Genomic DNA, 19,290 nt, shown 5'->3' on the forward strand with positions numbered 1-19,290 from the left:
CGCGTGTGCCCGGCGTTCAACGTCGGACGGGAAAGGATCTTCCCCAAGCGGGTGCTTGTACATCGATCGATTTCGAGGGGAGACCCTAATGAATTACAACTGGGACTGGGGCGTGTTCTTCAAGTCCACCGGCGTGGGCAGCGAGACTTATCTCGACTGGTTCATTTCCGGTCTGGGCTGGACCATCGCCATCGCCGTCGTGGCCTGGATCATCGCCCTGCTGCTCGGCTCGCTGCTGGGCATCATGCGCACCGTGCCGAGCCGCCTCGTATCGGGCATCGCGACCTGCTACGTGGAACTGTTTCGCAACGTGCCGCTGCTGGTTCAGCTGTTCATCTGGTACTTCCTGGTGCCTGACCTGCTGCCGCAAAACCTGCAGGACTGGTACAAACAGGATCTGAACCCGACCACTTCGGCCTACCTGAGCGTTGTCGTCTGCCTGGGCCTGTTCACCGCCGCCCGGGTCTGCGAACAGGTTCGCACCGGCATCCAGGCGCTGCCACGGGGCCAGGAATCCGCCGCCCGCGCCATGGGTTTCAAACTGCCGCAGATCTACTGGAACGTGCTGCTGCCCCAGGCCTACCGGATCATCATTCCGCCGCTTACCTCGGAATTCCTGAACGTGTTCAAGAACTCCTCCGTGGCGTCCCTGATCGGTCTGATGGAGCTGCTGGCGCAAACCAAACAGACCGCCGAATTCTCGGCCAACCTGTTTGAAGCCTTCACCCTGGCGACCCTGATCTATTTCACCCTCAACATGAGCCTGATGCTGCTGATGCGCATGGTCGAGAAGAAAGTCGCCGTGCCCGGCCTGATCTCCGTGGGGGGTAAATAATGGAATTCGATTTCAGTGGCATCGTCCCGGCCATTCCCGGCCTGTGGAACGGCATGCTGATGACCCTCAAACTGATGGCGCTGGGCGTGGTCGGCGGGATCATCCTCGGTACCATTCTTGCGCTGATGCGTCTGTCCCACAGCAAGCTGCTGTCGAGCATCGCCGGCGCCTACGTCAACTATTTCCGCTCGATTCCGCTGCTGCTGGTGATCACCTGGTTCTACCTGGCAGTGCCGTTCGTGCTGCGCTGGATCACCGGCGAAGACACCCCGATCGGCGCGTTCACCTCGTGCATCGTGGCGTTCATGATGTTCGAAGCGGCGTACTTCTGCGAAATCGTCCGGGCCGGCGTGCAGTCGATCCCGAAAGGCCAGATGGGCGCGGCGCAGGCCCTGGGCATGACCTACGGCCAGATGATGCGCCTGATCATCCTGCCCCAGGCGTTCCGCAAGATGACGCCGCTGCTGCTGCAGCAGAGCATCATCCTGTTTCAGGACACCTCGCTGGTCTACACCGTGGGCCTGGTGGACTTCCTCAACGCTTCACGCGCCAGTGGCGACATCATTGGCCGTTCGAATGAGTTCCTGATCTTCGCAGGTCTCATGTACTTCATCATCAGCTTTGCCGCCTCGCAGCTGGTCAAGCGTCTGCAAAAAAGGTTCGCCGTATGATCTCTATCAAGAACATCAACAAGTGGTATGGGGACTTCCAGGTGCTGACCGATTGCAGCACCGAGGTCAAAAAGGGTGAAGTGATCGTGGTCTGCGGTCCGTCCGGTTCGGGCAAGTCGACCCTGATCAAGTGCGTCAACGCACTGGAGCCGTTCCAGAAAGGCGACATCGTGGTCGACGGCACGTCGATTGCCGATCCGAAGACCAACCTGCCGAAACTGCGCTCGCGCGTGGGCATGGTGTTCCAGCATTTCGAACTGTTCCCGCACCTGACCATCACCGAAAACCTGACCATTGCGCAGATCAAGGTGCTGGGCCGCAGCAAGGAAGAGGCGACCAAAAAGGGTCTGCAGCTGCTCGAGCGCGTCGGCCTGTCGGCTCACGCCCACAAGCACCCCGGCCAACTGTCCGGCGGTCAGCAACAGCGTGTGGCGATCGCCCGTGCGCTGGCGATGGACCCGATCGTCATGCTGTTCGACGAGCCGACCTCGGCGCTGGACCCGGAAATGGTCAACGAAGTGCTCGACGTGATGGTGCAACTGGCCCACGAAGGCATGACCATGATGTGCGTGACCCACGAAATGGGCTTCGCCCGTAAAGTGGCCGACCGCGTGATCTTCATGGACGCCGGCAAGATCATCGAAGACTGCAAGAAAGAAGAGTTCTTCGGCGACATCAAACAACGCTCCGAACGCGCGCAGCATTTCCTCGAGAAAATCCTGCAGCACTAAAAGCACTGCGTTTCCTGTGGGACCGGGCTTGCCCGCGATGGGGCCCCGTCAGTTGTCGATGATGGCGACTGACAGACCGCTATCGCTGGCAAGCCAGCTCCCACAGGGGCAGTGACAGCTATCAGGTAAGTGTTGTGGTTGACCCAAGGCATCTGTGATGAAATGCGACCCCACCCTCTATCGCGCCACGCCGCCATCACTTGCCGTGAAACCCCGTCTGATCCGCCACCTGTTCCTGCCGCCGCTGGTCATCGCCCTGATGATCGGACTGGGTTACATCGGCTTCTGGACCAGCGAACATTTCGGTATCCGCAGCCTCGGCGAAAACGGCCAGCGCCAGCTGGAACTGCACGCTCGCGCGGTCGAAAGCGAGATCAGCAAATACACCTACCTGCCCAGCCTGCTGGAGCTCGAGTCGAGCGTTGCGCAGTTGCTGGACGACCCGACCCCGGACCACCGGCAAACGGTCAACGATTACCTTGAAGGCCTGAACCGGCGCAGCCGCAGTCGGGCCATCTACGTCATGGACACCACCGGCCGTGTCATGGCCACCAGCAACTGGCGCGACGTCGACAGCTACCTCGGTGAAGACCTGTCGTTCCGCGCTTACTTCCAGAACGCAGTACGCGGCCAGCCCGGACGTTTTTACGGGATCGGCAGCACCAACGGCGAGCCCGGTTATTACCTGGCCCACGGCCTTGAAGAACACGGCAAGATCATCGGCGTCGCGGTGGTCAAGGTGCGTCTGGAAGCCTTGGAGGAACGCTGGCAGCGGGCGCGCCTTGAAGCGTTCGTCAGCGACGAAAACGGCATCATCATTCTGTCCAGCGATCCGGCCCGGCGCCTGAAATCGGTCATACCGCTGAGCGACGAGACCAAGGAAAAACTCGCCCGCAGCCTGCAGTACTACTGGTTCCCGTTGAACGAGCTGCAACCGCTGGCCCGGGAAACCCTGTCCGAAGGCGTGGAGAAACTCACTTTCCCGGCCAACAGCGAGGTGCCGAGCCAGCAGGATGGCGATGAAGAAAACATCAGCTACCTCGCACAAACCCGGCCGCTGAGCGATACCCCGTGGAATTTCACCCTGCTCACCCCGTTACAGGACCTGCGGCGCGAGGCGATCAATCAGGGGATTCTGGTGGCCGTGGCGTTTGCCCTGGTGGCGTTCCTGCTGATCGCCTGGAACGAGCGGCGCAAGGTCATCGCCACCCGCCTCGCCGCCCGCGAAGCCTTGCAGGAAGCCAACAATCAGCTGGAGCGTCGGATTACCGAACGCACCGCCGACCTGCGCGCCAGCAACGAACGGCTCAAGAGCCAGATCCGCGAACGGCGTCAGGCCGAAGAGACTTTGCGCCGCGCCCAGGACGAACTGGTGCAGGCCGGCAAACTCGCGGCCATCGGCCAGATGTCCACCAGCATCGCCCACGAACTGAACCAGCCGCTGGCGGCGATGCGCACGCTGTCGGGCAACACCATTCGCTTCCTTGAGCGCGGCCAGCTCGATGTCGCCAGCACCAACCTCAAAACCATCAACGACCTGATCGACCGCATGGGCCGGATCACCGCCAGCCTGCGTTCCTTCGCCCGGCGCGGCGACGACAAGGGCCGCGCCAGCCTCGGCAAAGCGGTGGATGCCGCACTGCAAGTGCTCGGCGCCCGCGTCGAAAGTGCATTCCTGCAACTGCATCGCCAATTCGACGATGTGCAGGTGCAGATCGACCAGACCCGCCTGGAACAGATTCTGGTCAACCTGATCGGCAACGCCCTCGACGCCATGCAGGCGCAACCGCTGCCGGAACTGTGGCTGGAAGGTGAAGAATTCAACGGCAAATATCGCCTGCGAGTGCGCGACAACGGCCACGGCATCGACGCCGAAGCGCGCAAGCACCTGTTCGAACCGTTCTTCACCACCAAACCCGGCGAACAGGGCCTGGGCCTCGGCCTGACCCTGTCGGCCAGCCTCGCCGCCGCCACCGGCGGGCATCTGGGTGTCGAGCACCCGGCCAGCGGTGGTACCACTTTCGTCCTCAGTTTACCGTTGGTAAGCCCTACTCCTGCCGAGCCAATATGAACAACGACCTCAGTGTATTGATCGTCGAAGACGACCCCCATGTCCTGCTCGGCTGCCAGCAGGCGCTGACCCTCGAAGACATCCCCTGCATCGGCGTCGGCAGTGCCGAAGAAGCGCTGGAGCAGGTCGGCGACAACTTCGCCGGGATCGTCATCAGCGACATTCGCCTGCCGGGCATCGACGGCCTGGAACTGCTGACCCGGCTCAAGCAACGCGACCGCAGCCTGCCGGTAGTGCTGATCACCGGCCACGGCGACATCTCCATGGCCGTCGGCGCGATGCAGAAAGGCGCCTACGACTTCATGGAAAAACCGTTCTCCCCCGAGCGTCTGGTCGATGTGGCCCGTCGTGCCCTGGAGCAGCGCAGCCTGAATCGCGAAGTCTCGTCCCTGCGCCGGCAACTGGCCGAACGCGATTCCCTTGAAGGACGGATCATCGGGCGTTCGCCGGCCATGCAGAACCTGCGCGAACTGATCGCCAACGTCGCCGACACCTCGGCCAACGTATTGATCGAAGGCGAAACCGGCACCGGCAAGGAACTGGTCGCCCGCTGCCTGCATGACTTCAGTCGTCGCCACACCAAGCAATTTGTCGCGCTGAACTGCGGCGGCCTGCCGGAAAACCTGTTCGAAAGCGAAATCTTCGGTCACGAGGCCAACGCCTTCACCGGCGCCGGCAAACGGCGGATCGGCAAGATCGAACACGCCGACGGCGGCACGCTGTTCCTCGACGAAGTGGAAAGCATGCCGCTGCCGTTGCAGATCAAACTGCTGCGGGTGTTGCAGGAGCGCACCCTCGAACGCCTCGGCTCGAACCAGAGCGTGGCGGTGGATTGCCGGGTGATCGCAGCCACCAAGTCCGATCTCGACGAATCGAGCAAGGCCGGGGCATTTCGCAGCGACTTGTACTACCGCCTCAACGTGGTGACGCTGGAACTGCCACCCCTGCGCGAGCGCCGCGAAGACATCCTGCAGCTGTTCGAACACTTCACCCAGCAATCGGCCCTGCGCTTCGACCGGGCGCTGCCGGAGCTGGACAACCAGACGTTGTCGAGCCTGATGAGCCACGACTGGCCGGGCAACGTGCGCGAACTGCGCAACGTCGCCGAGCGTTTTGCCCTCGGCTTGCCGGCGTTCAAGAAAACCGGCGCGGGCAGCGCAGGTCAGGGCCTGGCTTTCGCCGAAGCGGTGGAAGCGTTCGAGCGCAACCTGCTCAGCGACGCCCTGCAACGCAGCGGCGGCAACCTGACCCAGGCCAGCCTGGAACTGGGGATGGCCAAGACCACGCTGTTCGACAAAGTGAAGAAATACGGCTTGAGCCATTAAGCGAGAACGATGTGGATCTGATTTTCAAGGCAATGCTCGGTGCGGCCGTGGTGGTAATCCTCGCCATGCTGGCCAAGACCAAGAACTACTACATCGCAGGGCTGGTGCCGCTGTTCCCGACCTTCGCCCTGATTGCCCATTACATCGTCGGCAAGGGCCGTTCGATCGACGACCTGAAGACCACCATCGTGTTCGGCATGTGGTCGATCATTCCGTACTTCGTGTATCTGGCGACCTTGTACGTGATGGTCGACCGCATGCGTCTCGAAGCGTCGCTGGCGGTGGCGGCGGTGGCGTGGCTGATGGCGGCGACGGTGCTGGTGTCGGTGTGGGTGCGGCTGCACGCCTGAGTCAGAGCAGGTTGTGCTCTGCCACCGGTTCGATCTGCGCCCAGTGCGACGTGTCTTCGCGATGCTCGCGCAAATACGGCAACACTGCCGCCAGCAACGGCTCCTTGAACGCTTCCTGAAAACGGTGCGCCAGCCCCGGAATCAGTCGCAACTGACTGCCACGAATGTGCGCCGCCAGGTGCACGCCGTGCATCACCGGCAGCAACGGATCGGCCGTGCCATGCACCACCAGGGTCGGGACGCGCAGTTGATTGAGCAACGCCACCCGGCTCGGTTCGGCGAGGATTGCCATGATTTGGCGCTTCACGCCTTCGGGATTGAACGCCCGGTCATAGGACAGCGCCGCCTGATGCAGCAACATCTGGCGATCATCAGTGACCGTCGGACTGCCCAGCGCCGCCAGCAGATCCGCCTGTTGCTCCAAGGCGATCTGGCGATTGGGAGCACCGCGCCGTGACAACAACTGCACCAACGCCGCGCTCGGCGCCGGCAACCCTTCGGCACCGGAGCTGGTCATGATCAGCGTCAGGCTCTCGACCCGTTGCGGTGCCATCGCCGCCATGTGCTGAGCGATCATCCCGCCCATGCTCGCGCCGAGCACGTGGAATTGCTCGACGTGCAGCGCGTCCATCAGGCCCAGCGCATCGTCGGCCATGTCGGTCAGGCTGTAAGGCGCCGCCACCGGCAGGCCGAGTTTGTAGCGCAGCACTTCAAAGGTCAGATTGGCGTCGGCCGGCGCCTGGCGCCATGTCGAAAGACCGACATCGCGGTTGTCATAGCGGATCACCCGGAACCCCTGCTGACACAGCGCAACCACCACTTCATCCGGCCAGTGGATCAACTGCCCGCCCAGTCCCATCACCAGCAGCAACGCCGGATCCGACGCACGACCGATGCTCTGGTACGCCAGGCTCACCTGCTGCAGATCGACCCGTTCGGTCGGTACATTGACGTCGCAACGCGACGCCGCGTAGGACGCCGGAACGAAAAAAACCGCGGCCAACAACGCCGCGATTGCAAAAAATCCCTTGAACATGAAAAACACCGAAACGCAGAACCCCAATAGAGCGCGAGTCTGATGAAGTTTGTTCAAGCGCGCTGCCACAGTTCGATGACAGTTTGATGAAGAGTGCCGAGCGGTCGGCTGGACCCGATAACCATGCACCACCCGCTCCCTGACCATTGCTCTTGAATGGCGCCTGAATGAGCGGATCCGCCGCTCTCTGTCTGAGCTTGTCGCCATGGTCGAACGATCCTTTTTAGAAAATCTCCCTGCCCCGCTGAACCTGCAGCACGAGTTCCCCCCTCTGCCCCTCTCTGTCGATGAAAGCCTGCTACAGGGCGCGGCAATCCGTCGGCGGACATGCAGCGAAGGGCTGCGCCAACTGTGCGCTGGCGCGCCCTCGGTTCGCGATACCCTCGACCGCTTGCTCCACGAAAAACTGGGGCTGGACGGGCAGCAGTGCGGGTTGCTGTTTCACCCGACCAACAGGCACGCGCAGCGTTTTGTCAGTCTCACGGCAGCCTGCGCCTTCGTCGTTCAGCATCCGCGACTGGAAGAATGGCTCGACAACCGATGCCGGCTGACCGGTGTGAACAGTGCCCATGCCCTGTCGACACTCACCCCGTCGCAATTGCTTGAACAGATCAAGGCTCTCGAACCGGCACTGGCGCTTGATGAGCGCTGGCAGGCTTACTGGAGCTCCCGAGCGCCGGGCACGCCGCTGTCCCGCCGGGATCAGGCCGATCGTCTGTATCGGGGACATATCGAGGCCGCCGCACAAATGGCCTTTGCCCGGCGCACGGTAACGGCTGAACAGCTGGAACCCCTGTGGGCGCTGATGGACGGGGCGCAAACGCGCAGCGCTTCGGACGATACCCTGCGCATCGAACTGCCGACCCTGCGACTGCACAACGGCGTGCGGGTCAGACCGGCGGCCGCCTGGGTCATCAGTCGCGCAGACGACGCCGCCCACTTGCTGTACGTACCCGACCAGGCGGATGCGATCCAGGCCTTCGCCCGACGCAGTGATGTGCAGACCTGGCTGGCGCAGCCGCCATTCGTGCCCGCCGGACTGCCGGTCGAGAACCTCCAGGTCGAATATGCCGCGGTCGGCCGCTCACTGACGATGGTCTTCACTGAGTGGCTGTCGCAGCAGCAAATGACCCAAGTCGCCGCATTGCGCAACGGATCGGACGGCAAACGCGATCTGGCCGAGCACGGCCCTCGCTCGCTGGACATCGCCGAGCGGATCGACCGCCAGCGCAACCTCGCCACGTTCAGCGCACCTCCCGGCCTGGACAGCCCGGCCCCGACGCCGGAGAGCGAAGACGAACCGTCACTGTTCGGCAACCTGCAGGCCGATGTGCCCTGGTCCCTGCGACAGACTGCCGTCAAGCGAGCGTTCGATGCACTGGAGTCATTGGCGGATGATGAAGCCCTGCGCTCGTTCAGAGCGCTGCAAACAACGCAGGAAAACGCCGAGCAAGCCGCCGACCTCGCCGCGCGGGCGCTGCTCGAGCGTGAGCGAACGTTGGACATCCCCACGTTCAATCGGCAGTTCACCGCGCTGTACAACGCCCACAGACAAGGGCTGATTGCCGAAGCGCAAATGCAACGGGCCCTGAATCAGATCAGCGTTGAAGAACATCAGCTGCTCACAGCAATGCTTGGCACAGCCGACAGCGCCGACAGCGATTTTGTAGCAGCCAGCCTCACGCTGTCGCTGACCGAGTCCGAAGAAAGCAGCACCACGATCAACCATCAAGAGATCAACGGCGCGTTCGTGCTGATGCGCCGGCAGCGTCCACCAGACCGCACGCAAAGCCTGATGCTCTACTGGCCCGGCAGCGGCGGCGGACTGCAACGGTTCGCCGATCGCCAGGCCCTGGAACAGCAGTTGTTCAAGGTGCATGCAAATGCAGACAGCCCGGCGCTGGTGTTGACACCACTCTCAGGCGATCCGCTGCAATACGCGTTGAATCAGCTGACCGGCGAGTTCGAAACCCGGGCGGCCACCATTCGCCAACGCAACAGCGAACCCTCGCAGGCACGACAGCGTGCAGATGAGCTGCAACACCTGCGCAGCCAGACGCTTGCCCTTCTACAAGTGCCAATCCACGCAGCCCGACGGCTGGCCATGGACTTTCGACTGGATCAGCAACGCAGCGCCACCCTCGCCACACAGTTGCCCGACTGGCTGCGTAATTTGCCGCAAACCGAACAACGCCCCCTCAAGGAACTGATCCAGGCCTGGATCGTTGCGATGAACCGCAGTCACGCATTGCTGACCGTCACGTTGCCGCCTCGCGAGGATTTCACCCGCCAGCGTCTGCAGGAACGGCTGCGTGGGGACTTCTCCCTTGAAGGGCATTTTTCGGTGCAACTGAACCTGCCGGATTCGGTGGCACTGCAGAAGCAGACATTCAACGCGCCCGGCGCCCCCGGCACACCTCAGAAACTGGTGGCGATACCCAGCGCCACCCGCAGCAGCCTGTCGCTGGAGACCCTGGCGCAGCTCAACATCGACAATACACCGTCGATGAATCTGGAACCCTTGCTGATGCGCCTGGACTTCATGCAGGTCGAAGTCAGTGCCAGCGACGACCGCGAACGCTCCACCCTGCTTGAGGGGATCACCCTTCCCTATCTGCGCAAGCTGCTGCCGGAGCTGGATCTGCCCAAGGCCTACGAGCAACTGATTCACTCCACCTTCAAAGGCGCGACCGACGAGCCGCCGTTCCGGCGGGATCATCGGCGCGAATGTCTGCTCGAACCCTGGCGCCTGATGCTCAGGCTGCAAGGTCGATGCGCATGGCTGCAACATCAGATCGACCAATCTGCGTTGCAGATCTTCGATACGGCCATCGATGCCGACACCGACGAAGCCTGGAACCATGGTGATCGACGTATCGTGCTGCGCCCGGCGTTCCTGTCCGCCGGTGGTCCGGACACACCGGGCGAAGGGCCCGCTACGCTGTCCGGCGTGACCTTTATCGAAGAACAGGCAGGCGGCACGACATTGCTGTACCTGCCGGATGCGCCCGACGGTCGATTCCTGCGTGGTTACGACAGCCTCGAAGCGGCTCGCAAGGATCTGTTCCATCGCTGCAGCCAGGACACGATGATCCGCTATCTCGCCGGCCGCGCCTTGCAGGGCAGCGTCCGGGCCCACGAAAAACGTATCGCTGAAGCAGTGGATAAACGCTTTGACGGCATGATCGGCGTCGGACTGAAATGGCCACCCACCACATCGCTCGCCGCGCATCTGCTCGATGCCCACATGGGCCGCCTGATCGAGGCCCATCGCGGCACCTCGCGCTCAAATGAAGCGCTGTACCAAGAGCGCTATGCCCTCAATGGTCCCCGAGTATTCAACTACCTGAAAATGGCCTTGGGGCTGGTGCCCTTCGTGGGTACGGCAATCGCGCTGTATGACGCCTGGATCGCCGGCAATCAGGCCGTCGCGGCGTTTCTGCGGGGCAAGGTCGGCGATGGGCTGGCCGAGGTCGAATCGCTGCTGCTGTGCCTGATCGATGCCGCCATCGATCTTTTGCCCGGCGCCGGCGCGAGCCTCAAAGCCCGTTCGGCGACCCGCACCCGCCTGCTTCGGAACCTGGCGACAGACTCAGCAGCGCTGACGCTGCGCAATCAAACCCAGACGCGCCGCATCGTCGAACGATTCGCCGGATACGAATATGAGAACCCGCTCTCGCTGGCCGGTGTGCAACCGGTCGACAGTGGCGTGTGGCGAAACATTTACCGGCATGCCGACGGGAATTTCATCGTCCGCCAGGGCAGGGTCTACAAGGTCGAATGGAGTCGTGATTCACGCAACTGGCGTTTGAGCGGCACCCCCCGCAAGACCTATAAACAACCCATCGCCCTGAACGAGGCAGGTGAGTGGGATACCTGGTTCGGTGTCTACGGCACCACGTTCGAGGGCGGGGGACTCGGTGGCGGCAATGTGCTGGGGTACATCGCCGACACCCTCGATCCGGTCTGGCCGCAAGCCATCCGCAACCGCCTGCCGCGCCGGTGGGTCGACCGCGCTTATCGGTTGCACCATCGGCTGACCCTTGAATGTGACAGCTTGAGCAACCGCATCGACGCCCAGGTCCGAAGAAGCGATGTGGTGATCAATACCCACTATCAGAACCCCGATAATCTGTTGTTCAGACTGGCCGCAGAAAAATGCTGCCGGGATGACATTGCCTTGGCCAAGCGTCAGTTTCAGACAGTGGCCGAGCTGCGTCCCCTTTCTCACGGCAACAAGCTGCGTGCGTTGCTGGATATACAGAGCCGCGACGCCAAACTGATCACCGACCGCCTCAAACACCGCGCGCTGATCACCAACCAGCGCATCAGGAAAAGACTGGATGACCTCGATGCACAGCATGAGGCCCTCGATGCGCTGCCGGCGGAGTCGATCGACGCACGCTGGAGACAGCGTCAGGACATGCACCGGACCCGTCTCGAGATCATCAGCGCTATCGAGGACGTAGAAGGATTCATGAGCGATCTCAACCGTTGGTACAGCCTCATCACCGTGCAAACGGACAGGGCCAGACTGAGGGCGGTGGTCGATGACATGAACCGACGCATGACCGATTTCAATCTCGGGTACGTCAAGACTTCGCAACGCCTGGAGACGGTGCAGAACTTCGAACACAGCGGCGATATCTCCTGGCGTTATCTGCAACAAAGTGCCTGGCAATTGCGGGCCGACATGGACCGAGCCCTGTTCACTCAGTTCAGTCTGTCGGAAGTCAGCGCCACGCGGGCGCAGCGCATGCAGATACTGACTGACTGCCTCGACACCTATGCAAAATATCGCCGGGAAATGAACCAGTGGACCGCCAGTTACCCCCAGTACTTTCATATGGAAGAGTTCGAACCATTGATGGCCGGCGTGGAAGCCATGGCCGAGCGTGCCAGAAAGGCCATCGACCTTCCGGTACCCGCTCGCCCTGGCGGGCAGCGCGACAAGAAAATCTTCCGGACCGAAAACGATCAGTGGCTGATCGGGGTGGAGAACTGGGAACTCAGAACCCGCAAACGGCAATTCGTCCTGAACCACGGCAAAGCCGGGCAGCAAGTCTGGGAACAGGCAACCAACGGCCGGTATCGCCAGGTGACGCCACAGCCACAAACACTGCCGCCGGCGCCCCGCCATCTGCCGTCACTGCTGGCCGATGCGCGCAAGCGGCTTGATGGACAACCGGCCTATCAGGCAAAGGTGCAGACCTATGCCGAACATGACATGCTCCCGGTGGATCTGGAACACATGATGGTCAGTGAAGCCAATGACTTGTCGCGCCGGGCCAGAGATATCGAAGCCCTGTCCGCCGGACATCCGGTGATCGCAGAACTGAACGCCATGGCGGCCCGAATGCGTATTCAAGGACGGCAAATGCGCACCCGGCAGACCCTTGCCAGCCGAAGCCCCACCGATGGCATGCTCGAAGATCTGCTGCAACAAAATGCCGTGGAGGTCCGCAAGGTCGCGCTGATGAAGCAACTGCGCAATCGCACCGACGGCCGGCCAGATTACCTGCAGGAATACGAAATTCGCGATCTGAGCCTCCAGCCGCCCCGGCTGTTGTGGTATGCACATTTTCACTACAGCAAGGCCAGGCCAGCGTTCGGCGACTTCGAAAAAGCCCATTTGAAACTGCCTGAACACCGTGGCAAAACCCACGCTGACGATCAAACGTTACCCTACGCCGACATCGGCAAACGTTCGCCAGTGCTGCCCTGGTTCGAAGCGCTTTGACACGCCCCGGGGAGCGGTTCGCCGCTCCCTGTCTCTTGCGTGTTACGCCAACTGACTGCGCAACTGCCGCGCCGCCGCGACCATGTTGACCAGCGCTGCTTCGGTCTCCGGCCAGGCGCGGGTTTTCAGCCCGCAGTCGGGGTTGACCCACAGGCGCTGCGCCGGGATCCGTTTTACGGCCTTGCTCATCAACTTGACCATCTCGGCAGTGTCCGGCACCCGCGGCGAGTGGATGTCGTAGACACCCGGGCCGATGTCGTTCGGGTAGTCAAACGCTTCGAAGGCCTCGAGCAATTCCATGTCCGAACGCGAGGTTTCGATGGTGATCACGTCGGCGTCCATGTCGGCAATTGCCTTGATCACATCGTTGAATTCGCTGTAGCACATGTGGGTATGAATCTGGGTTTCATCCTTCACGCCCGAGGCTGTCAGGCGGAACGCCTCCACGGCCCAGTCGAGGTATTCCTGCCATTGTTCACGGCGCAGCGGCAGGCCTTCGCGGAACGCGGCTTCGTCGATCTGCACGATCTTGATCCCGGCGTTTTCCAGGTCCACCACTTCGTCCCGCAGAGCCAGCGCCAGTTGTTGCGCCTGGACTTTGCGCGACACGTCTTCGCGCGGGAACGACCACATCAGCATGGTCACCGGACCGGTCAGCATGCCTTTCATGACCTTGTCGGTCAGGCCCTGGGCATAAGTGATCCAGTCCACGGTCATGGCGTTCGGACGACTCAGATCGCCATAAATCACCGCCGGTTTCACACAGCGCGAGCCATAGCTCTGCACCCAGCCGAAGCGGGTGAGCAGGTAACCGTCGAGCTGTTCGGCGAAATACTCGACCATGTCGTTGCGCTCGGCTTCACCGTGCACCAGCACATCCAGGCCGAGGCGTTCCTGCACCTGCACCGCGTGGCGGATTTCGCTGCGCATGGCATCGTGGTAGTCGTTGGCCGACAGCTTGCCCTGCTTGAACGCCTGACGGGCCAGGCGGATCGAACCGGTCTGCGGGAACGAGCCGATGGTGGTGGTCGGGAACGTCGGCAATTTCAAACGCGCCTGTTGTGCGGCGATGCGCTTGGCGAACGGCGAGTGACGCTGGCTGTCGCCGGCATTGATCGCCTCGACCCGCGCTTGTACGTCGGCTTTGTGAATGCGCGGCGAGCGGGCGCGACTCTCTTGAATCACGCGGCTTTCGGCCAGAGCGTTTTGCACTTTTGGCGCCTGTGGATCGTTCAGCGCATCACGCAACACCGAAATTTCGCTGCACTTCTGCACGGCGAATGCCAGCCAGCTTTTCAGTTCCGGATCGAGCTTGTCTTCACGCTCGACATCCACCGGGCTGTGCAACAACGAGCAGGAACTGCTGACCCACAGGTTGTCGCCAAAACGCTCCTGCGCCGGTTGCAGTTGCGCCAGCGCCTGCTCCAGTTCGCAGCGCCAGACGTTGCGTCCGTTGACCAGCCCGACCGACAGAATCTTGTAGGTCGGCAGGCGATCGAGCACCTGACCGAGTTGCTCCGGTGCACGCACCGCATCGATGTGCAGGCCTTGCACCGGCAGGCCGACGGCCAGACCAAGGTTGTCTTGCAGGCCACTGAAATAGGTCGCCACCAGTTTCTTCAGCGGCGAGTACTGAAGGATGTGATAAGCGCGTTCGAAAGCGCTTTTCCAGGCTTGCGGCAGGTCGAGGGTGAGGATCGGCTCATCGATCTGCACCCATTCCACGCCTTGTTCGGCGAGGCGACCGAGGATTTGGTTGTATACCGGCAGCAGGCGCTCGAGCAGATCGAGCTTGTCAAAGCCGTTGCCTTTCGCCTTGCCCAGCCACAGGTAAGTCAGCGGGCCGATGATCACCGGTTTGACGTTGTGACCGAGGGCTTTGGCTTCTTCGACTTCATCGAACAGCTGTTCCCAGCTCAGCTTGAATTGCTGGTCGGCGCTGAATTCCGGGACCAGGTAGTGGTAGTTGGTGTCGAACCACTTGGTCAGCTCTTGGGCGTATTGAGTCTTGCCGTGCTCGCCGCCGCAGCAGGAAGACGTGGCGCCACGGGCCATGGCAAACAAGGTGTCGAGGGTCGGCAGGCCGCGTTCGTCGCGCACAGCGTCGAAGCGCTCGGGGATCACACCGAAGGTCAGCGAGTGGGTCAGCACCTGGTCGTACCAGGCGAAGTCGCCGACCGGCAGCAGGTCGATGCCGGCGTCCTTCTGCAGTTGCCAGTGTCTGGCGCGCAGTTCGCGGCCGACCTGATTCAGGGCGGCCTGATCAAGATCACCTTTCCAACAGGCTTCGAGGGCTTTTTTCAGTTCGCGGTCGGCGCCGATGCGCGGGAAACCCAGGGTGTGTGCCACGGCCATGTCGAGTGTTCTCCATTGCGTAAAAGATGGCGCCATTGTCGACAGCCAGGGCAACATGAGACAAACTCAACCTTTTCGTGTTGATCACAAATTTCCCTCATGGAGCCTGCGGTGCTTGAGATCCGTCACTTGAAAACCCTGCATGCCCTGCGTGAAGCCGACAGCCTGGTGGACGCAGCCGACCGCCTGCACCTGACCCAGTCGGCGCTGTCCCACCAGTTCAAGGAGCTGGAAGAGCGCATGGGCATGCCGTTGTTCGTGCGCAAGACCAAACCGGTGCGCTTCACCAGCGCCGGCCTGCGCCTGCTGCAACTGGCCGACGCGACCCTGCCGCTGCTGCGCGCCGCCGAACGTGACATCGGGCGTCTGGCCGGTGGCACCGCCGGACGTCTGCACATGGCCATCGAATGCCACAGCTGCTTCCAGTGGCTGATGCCGACCATCGACCAGTTCCGCGATGCGTGGCCGGAAGTCGAACTTGACCTCGCTTCGGGTTTCTCGTTTGCACCGCTGCCGGCGCTGGCCCGGGGCGACCTGGATCTGGTGGTGACGTCCGACCCGCTGGAAATCGCCGGCATCACCTACGTGCCGCTGTTCACCTACGAAGCCATGCTTGCGGTCGCCAACCAGCACGCGCTGGCAAGCAAACCGTACATCGTCCCCGAAGACCTGCTGACGGAAACCCTGATCACCTACCCGGTCGAACGCGATCGGCTGGACATCTTCACCCGCTTCCTCGAACCGGCCGACATCGAACCGGCGCAGGTACGCACCTCGGAGCTGACGGTGATGATGATGCAGCTGGTGGCCAGCGGCCGTGGCGTGTGCGGCATGCCGCACTGGGCGCTGCATGAATACAGCTCGCGGGGTTACGTGAAAGGCAAGCGGCTGGGCGAGAAAGGTCTGTTCGCGACGCTGTACGCGGCGATCCGCGCCGACATGCTGGACGCGCCGTACATGCGCGATTTCCTGCTGACGGCCAAGGACACCTCGTTCTCGACCCTGGATGGGGTCAGCGCGGTTCGTTGAGGCTGGCGGTTGGCACGAAAGGCTGGGACCACATGTGGATCTTGTCGAAGTAGTCCTCGCCGACCCGCACCGCCATCGGTTCGAGGCCGAACTGGATGAAGCCGCAGCGCTGGTACAACTTGAACGCCGCGTCATTGCCGGCGGTGACGGTCAGTTGAATGACTTTCAGCGCCGGATGCTGCTGCGCTTCACCCAGCACCGCCTCCATCAGTTTCAAACCCAGACCGCGCTGGCGATACTCGGCCGACACATACATGCCGAACACCGTTGCCTTGTGCCGGGCCTTCTCACGAGGCTCAAACGCCAGGCCGACGATGCCCGCCAGCCGGCCGTCCTCGAACGCGCCGAACACCGCATCGAGCTTGCTGGTCAGGCGTGACTCCCACCAGCTCAGCGGCATCACTGCGCGCTCGCGCACGCTGGAGGTGAACGCCTGGGGATGCCGGTCATAGGCTTCCAGCATCAGTTCGCGATAAGCCAGCGCATGACTGGCGTCCAGCCGCTCGATCCACATGCTCAAGCCGACCGGCGTTGTTCAAGCATCAGCCGTACGGCCAGACCGCCGAGCACAAACCCCATGAAATAACGCTGCGCCGCCAGCCAGGTCGGATTGCTGACGAACCACGACGCAATTCCCGCCGCGAAGAGCGCGATCAACAGATTGACGCTGAAACTGACGCTGATCTGGGTCAGGCCGAGAATGATGCTTTGAGTGAACACCGAGCCGTGTTCCGGGGTAATGAACTGAGGAAATACCGAGAGGTAGAACACCGCGATTTTCGGGTTCAGCGCGCTGGTTAGAAAGCCCATGGTGATCAGTTTGCGCGACGAATCCGCCGGCAGTTGCTGCGCCTCGAATGGGGAACGGGCGCCGGGCTTCACCGCCTGCCAGGCCAGCCACAGCAGGTACAGCGCACCGGCCCACTTCAACACTTCATAGGCCATCGGCACCGCGAGAAACACCGCAGTCAAACCGGCAGCCGCCGCGAACAGATGCACAAAGAAACCCGCCACCACGCCGAGCAGCGAAGTCACCCCGGCGCGCCGCCCCTGACAGATCGACCGCGAGATCAGGTAGATCATGTTCGGCCCTGGCGTCAGTACCATCAGCAGGGCGGCGGCGGCAAAAATCAGCAGGTCTTGAAGCGGGATCATGACGAAGTCCTTTGCACGAATGATCAGGCGATCGCGGTCAGCGAGGCTCGATAAAACGGCAGGATCAGGTCGCGTGTCAATGGGGCGAGAACCACATCGCCGTCGGTGGCAGGATCAATCCAGATCACCTCTTCGATCTCGGCGGCCGGAGATACTTCGGCGTCGATGGTCAGCTGAAAGATCTCGGCCTGCACGACGAATCCCGGCTCGTTGGCGGCGGGTGCCGAGAACTGGCCGAGAAAGCTCGCCTGCGCCGGAACGATCACCAGTCCCAGTTCCTCTTCCAGCTCACGGGCCAGCGCATGCACCGGCAGCTCGTGGGCCTCGATTTTGCCGCCCGGTTGCATGAACGCCGTGGTGTTGCGCTTGCGCACCAGCAGGGTCTGGCCGGCGGAGTTGAGCAGCAACGCGGCGGCAATACGAATGATGCGGGGGGAAACAGCGGATACAGAGGTCATGGGTCAGCCATCGGCCTTGGGAAAAACCGCAAGGATCCCATGCCGACCGCGCCAGCGTCATCACCCCTGGGCCAGAAGCACGCTTTCCCCCTCCTCCGGTACTTTCACGAACACCTTGTATTTAGCGCCCTCCATGGCTTCGAAACTGATCAGTTTGTCCACCAGCAAAGCACTCAGCACCTTGCCGGCATTGAGCAGCAACATGCCGTTGTCGGCGTTGAGATTGCGCGCCAGGATCATCCCCGCCGCCAGTTCCCGGGTACCCAGCACCTTGACGCTCGGATCGGTCAGGGTGATGTCGCTGACCATTGCACAGACCTTGATGAAATCCTCGATCAGTTCGGGATCGTAAAGTTTGCCGGCGTACTGGCGCAGGTACAGCAACGCTTCATCACTGTTCATTTGCCGCTCGAGAATCAGCCCGCGCTGCAACTCGACGAAATCCACCGCCAGTTTCAACAGCCGCGAACCCAAGGGAATGGCTTCGCCCTTGAGCCGGTCGGGAAACCCGCTGCCATCCCAGTGTTCCTGATGATGCAGGATCAGCCGCGCGGCATCCTTCATCGGGTCAAGGGTCATCAACAGCGATTCGCTCTGTTTCGGATACGCCCGGTAGCGATCGCGCTCGGTGCTGTGCAACAGGTCCGACGGCGTGGTCATCATGCTGTCGGTCCAGCTCAGCTTGCCGATGTTGTAGAGCGCGGCGGCCATGGTCAGGTCGCGGCTGGCGGCTTCATCAAACCGATGTTCGCGGCAATAGCAGCGCACCAGTTCGATGATCTGCCGGTTGGTCTGCTTGGTCGGCGGCAGGCGCAGGTTGGCCAGCAACGAGAACATTTCGGTGCCTGTCAGGAAACTGCGCTTGAGCTCCTCGTAGGCCAGATCGAGCATGTCGGCGGTCTGCTGCAGCTCGGCGGTGCGGGCGGCGACGCGCTTTTCCAGAGTGCTGTTGAGCAACTTCAGCTGATCGTTTTGCGCTCGCGTCAGTTGTTCCAGACGCTCGCGCTCGCGTGCCAGATGCTGATGCTCGAGGGCCTGACGCAAGGTCAGGAGCATTTCTTCGTCGTTCCAGGGTTTGCTGATGTAGCGCTCGATCTGCCCTTCGTTGATGGCCTTGATGATTGCAGAAGGTTCGGCGTAGCCGGTGAGCATGATCCGCGCGGTCGCCGGGTACAGCTCATGAACGCGAGCCAGCAGCGTAGCCCCATCCATGTTGGGCATGCGCGCATCGCTCATCACCAGATTCACCGGTTGCTGCTCGAGGATTTCCAGAGCCTGGGCACCGCTGGTGGCCAGCAACACGTCATAAGGCTGGCCGCGCAGCAGACGGCGCAGGCTGTTGAGGATCGGTTCCTCGTCATCGACCAGCAGCACTTTGGGCCGGGGCGGCGAAATCGGGGCGGACGGCTCTTCCATGGCGAAGCCTCGTGAAAAACGTTGGACATGACTGACGCGCCGACAGACCTCCCCGCTTGCCCGCGCCTGAACCAAAGGCTAGATGATTTTCGCCGGGGCCGTGTAAATCCTCTGTTAC

The 19,290-nt window shown here is 62.0% G+C and carries 14 protein-coding genes; 8 read left to right on the forward strand and 6 right to left on the reverse strand.

What is annotated here, in order from left to right:
* Positions 1-88: 88 nt before the first annotated feature.
* The 6 genes from ACTJK7_RS06540 (at position 89) to ACTJK7_RS06565 (ending at position 5,983) form a co-directional block, all read left to right on the forward strand.
* Complete coding sequence (locus tag ACTJK7_RS06540) at positions 89-835, forward strand: amino acid ABC transporter permease (protein WP_064383850.1); 747 nt, start codon at positions 89-91, stop codon at positions 833-835.
* Entirely contained in the window at positions 835-1,506 is a 672-nt protein-coding gene (locus ACTJK7_RS06545) for an amino acid ABC transporter permease (protein WP_064383851.1), read from the forward strand. The genes ACTJK7_RS06540 and ACTJK7_RS06545 overlap by 1 nt, the downstream gene beginning before the upstream one ends.
* Positions 1,503-2,237, forward strand: a complete 735-nt coding sequence (locus ACTJK7_RS06550; protein ID WP_064383852.1) for an amino acid ABC transporter ATP-binding protein — start codon at positions 1,503-1,505, stop codon at positions 2,235-2,237. The genes ACTJK7_RS06545 and ACTJK7_RS06550 overlap by 4 nt, the downstream gene beginning before the upstream one ends.
* A gap of 157 nt (positions 2,238-2,394) precedes the next feature.
* Positions 2,395-4,308, forward strand: a complete 1,914-nt coding sequence (locus ACTJK7_RS06555) for a sensor histidine kinase (protein ID WP_440779871.1) — start codon at positions 2,395-2,397, stop codon at positions 4,306-4,308.
* Complete coding sequence (locus ACTJK7_RS06560; protein WP_064383854.1) at positions 4,305-5,633, forward strand: sigma-54-dependent transcriptional regulator; 1,329 nt, start codon at positions 4,305-4,307, stop codon at positions 5,631-5,633. The genes ACTJK7_RS06555 and ACTJK7_RS06560 overlap by 4 nt, the downstream gene beginning before the upstream one ends.
* 20 nt (positions 5,634-5,653) lie before the next feature.
* Positions 5,654-5,983 carry a GlpM family protein gene (locus ACTJK7_RS06565; protein WP_162831789.1) on the forward strand — a complete coding sequence of 110 codons (330 nt, stop codon included), beginning with the start codon at positions 5,654-5,656 and terminating at the stop codon, positions 5,981-5,983.
* Position 5,984: 1 nt separating this feature from the next.
* On the opposite strand, the gene ACTJK7_RS06570 is transcribed toward ACTJK7_RS06565, so the two are convergent.
* A complete protein-coding gene (locus ACTJK7_RS06570) occupies positions 5,985-7,019 on the reverse strand; it encodes an alpha/beta fold hydrolase (protein ID WP_064383855.1) in 1,035 nt (344 codons plus the stop codon).
* Between the two features lie 205 nt (positions 7,020-7,224).
* Between ACTJK7_RS06570 and ACTJK7_RS06575 the strand changes: the two genes are divergently transcribed.
* On the forward strand, positions 7,225-12,759 hold the full coding sequence (locus tag ACTJK7_RS06575; protein WP_440779872.1) for a dermonecrotic toxin domain-containing protein: 5,535 nt from the start codon (positions 7,225-7,227) through the stop codon (positions 12,757-12,759).
* Positions 12,760-12,801: 42 nt separating this feature from the next.
* On the opposite strand, the gene metE is transcribed toward ACTJK7_RS06575, so the two are convergent.
* Positions 12,802-15,114, reverse strand: coding sequence for a 5-methyltetrahydropteroyltriglutamate--homocysteine S-methyltransferase (gene metE / locus ACTJK7_RS06580; RefSeq protein ID WP_440779873.1), 2,313 nt, complete (start codon positions 15,112-15,114; stop codon positions 12,802-12,804).
* 111 nt (positions 15,115-15,225) lie between these two features.
* Here metE and metR point away from each other — a divergent pair, with 111 nt between their 5' ends.
* Positions 15,226-16,143 (forward strand): transcriptional regulator MetR, encoded by a 918-nt coding sequence (metR, locus tag ACTJK7_RS06585; RefSeq protein WP_007953158.1) that lies wholly within the window; start codon positions 15,226-15,228, stop codon positions 16,141-16,143.
* Here metR and ACTJK7_RS06590 read toward each other — a convergent pair.
* The 4 genes from ACTJK7_RS06590 to ACTJK7_RS06605 are packed head-to-tail and all read right to left on the reverse strand — an operon-like array spanning position 16,127 to position 19,172.
* Positions 16,127-16,657 carry an N-acetyltransferase family protein gene (locus ACTJK7_RS06590; protein WP_440779921.1) on the reverse strand — a complete coding sequence of 177 codons (531 nt, stop codon included), beginning with the start codon at positions 16,655-16,657 and terminating at the stop codon, positions 16,127-16,129. The two genes, metR and ACTJK7_RS06590, sit on opposite strands and share 17 nt — an antisense overlap.
* A 2-nt stretch (positions 16,658-16,659) precedes the next feature.
* Positions 16,660-17,298, reverse strand: a complete 639-nt coding sequence (locus tag ACTJK7_RS06595; protein ID WP_011335760.1) for a LysE family translocator — start codon at positions 17,296-17,298, stop codon at positions 16,660-16,662.
* A 23-nt stretch (positions 17,299-17,321) separates the two neighbouring features.
* The gene (locus ACTJK7_RS06600) at positions 17,322-17,756 is read right to left on the reverse strand and encodes an NUDIX hydrolase (protein WP_108563151.1); all 435 of its coding nucleotides are present in this window, start codon (positions 17,754-17,756) and stop codon (positions 17,322-17,324) included.
* A 60-nt stretch (positions 17,757-17,816) separates the two neighbouring features.
* Positions 17,817-19,172, reverse strand: a complete 1,356-nt coding sequence (locus tag ACTJK7_RS06605) for an HD domain-containing phosphohydrolase (protein ID WP_323150940.1) — start codon at positions 19,170-19,172, stop codon at positions 17,817-17,819.
* Between the last annotated feature and the right edge of the window lie 118 nt (positions 19,173-19,290).

This window comes from Pseudomonas sp. 22085, from assembly GCF_052045815.1.
Lineage (GTDB): Bacteria > Pseudomonadota > Gammaproteobacteria > Pseudomonadales > Pseudomonadaceae > Aquipseudomonas > Aquipseudomonas glycinae.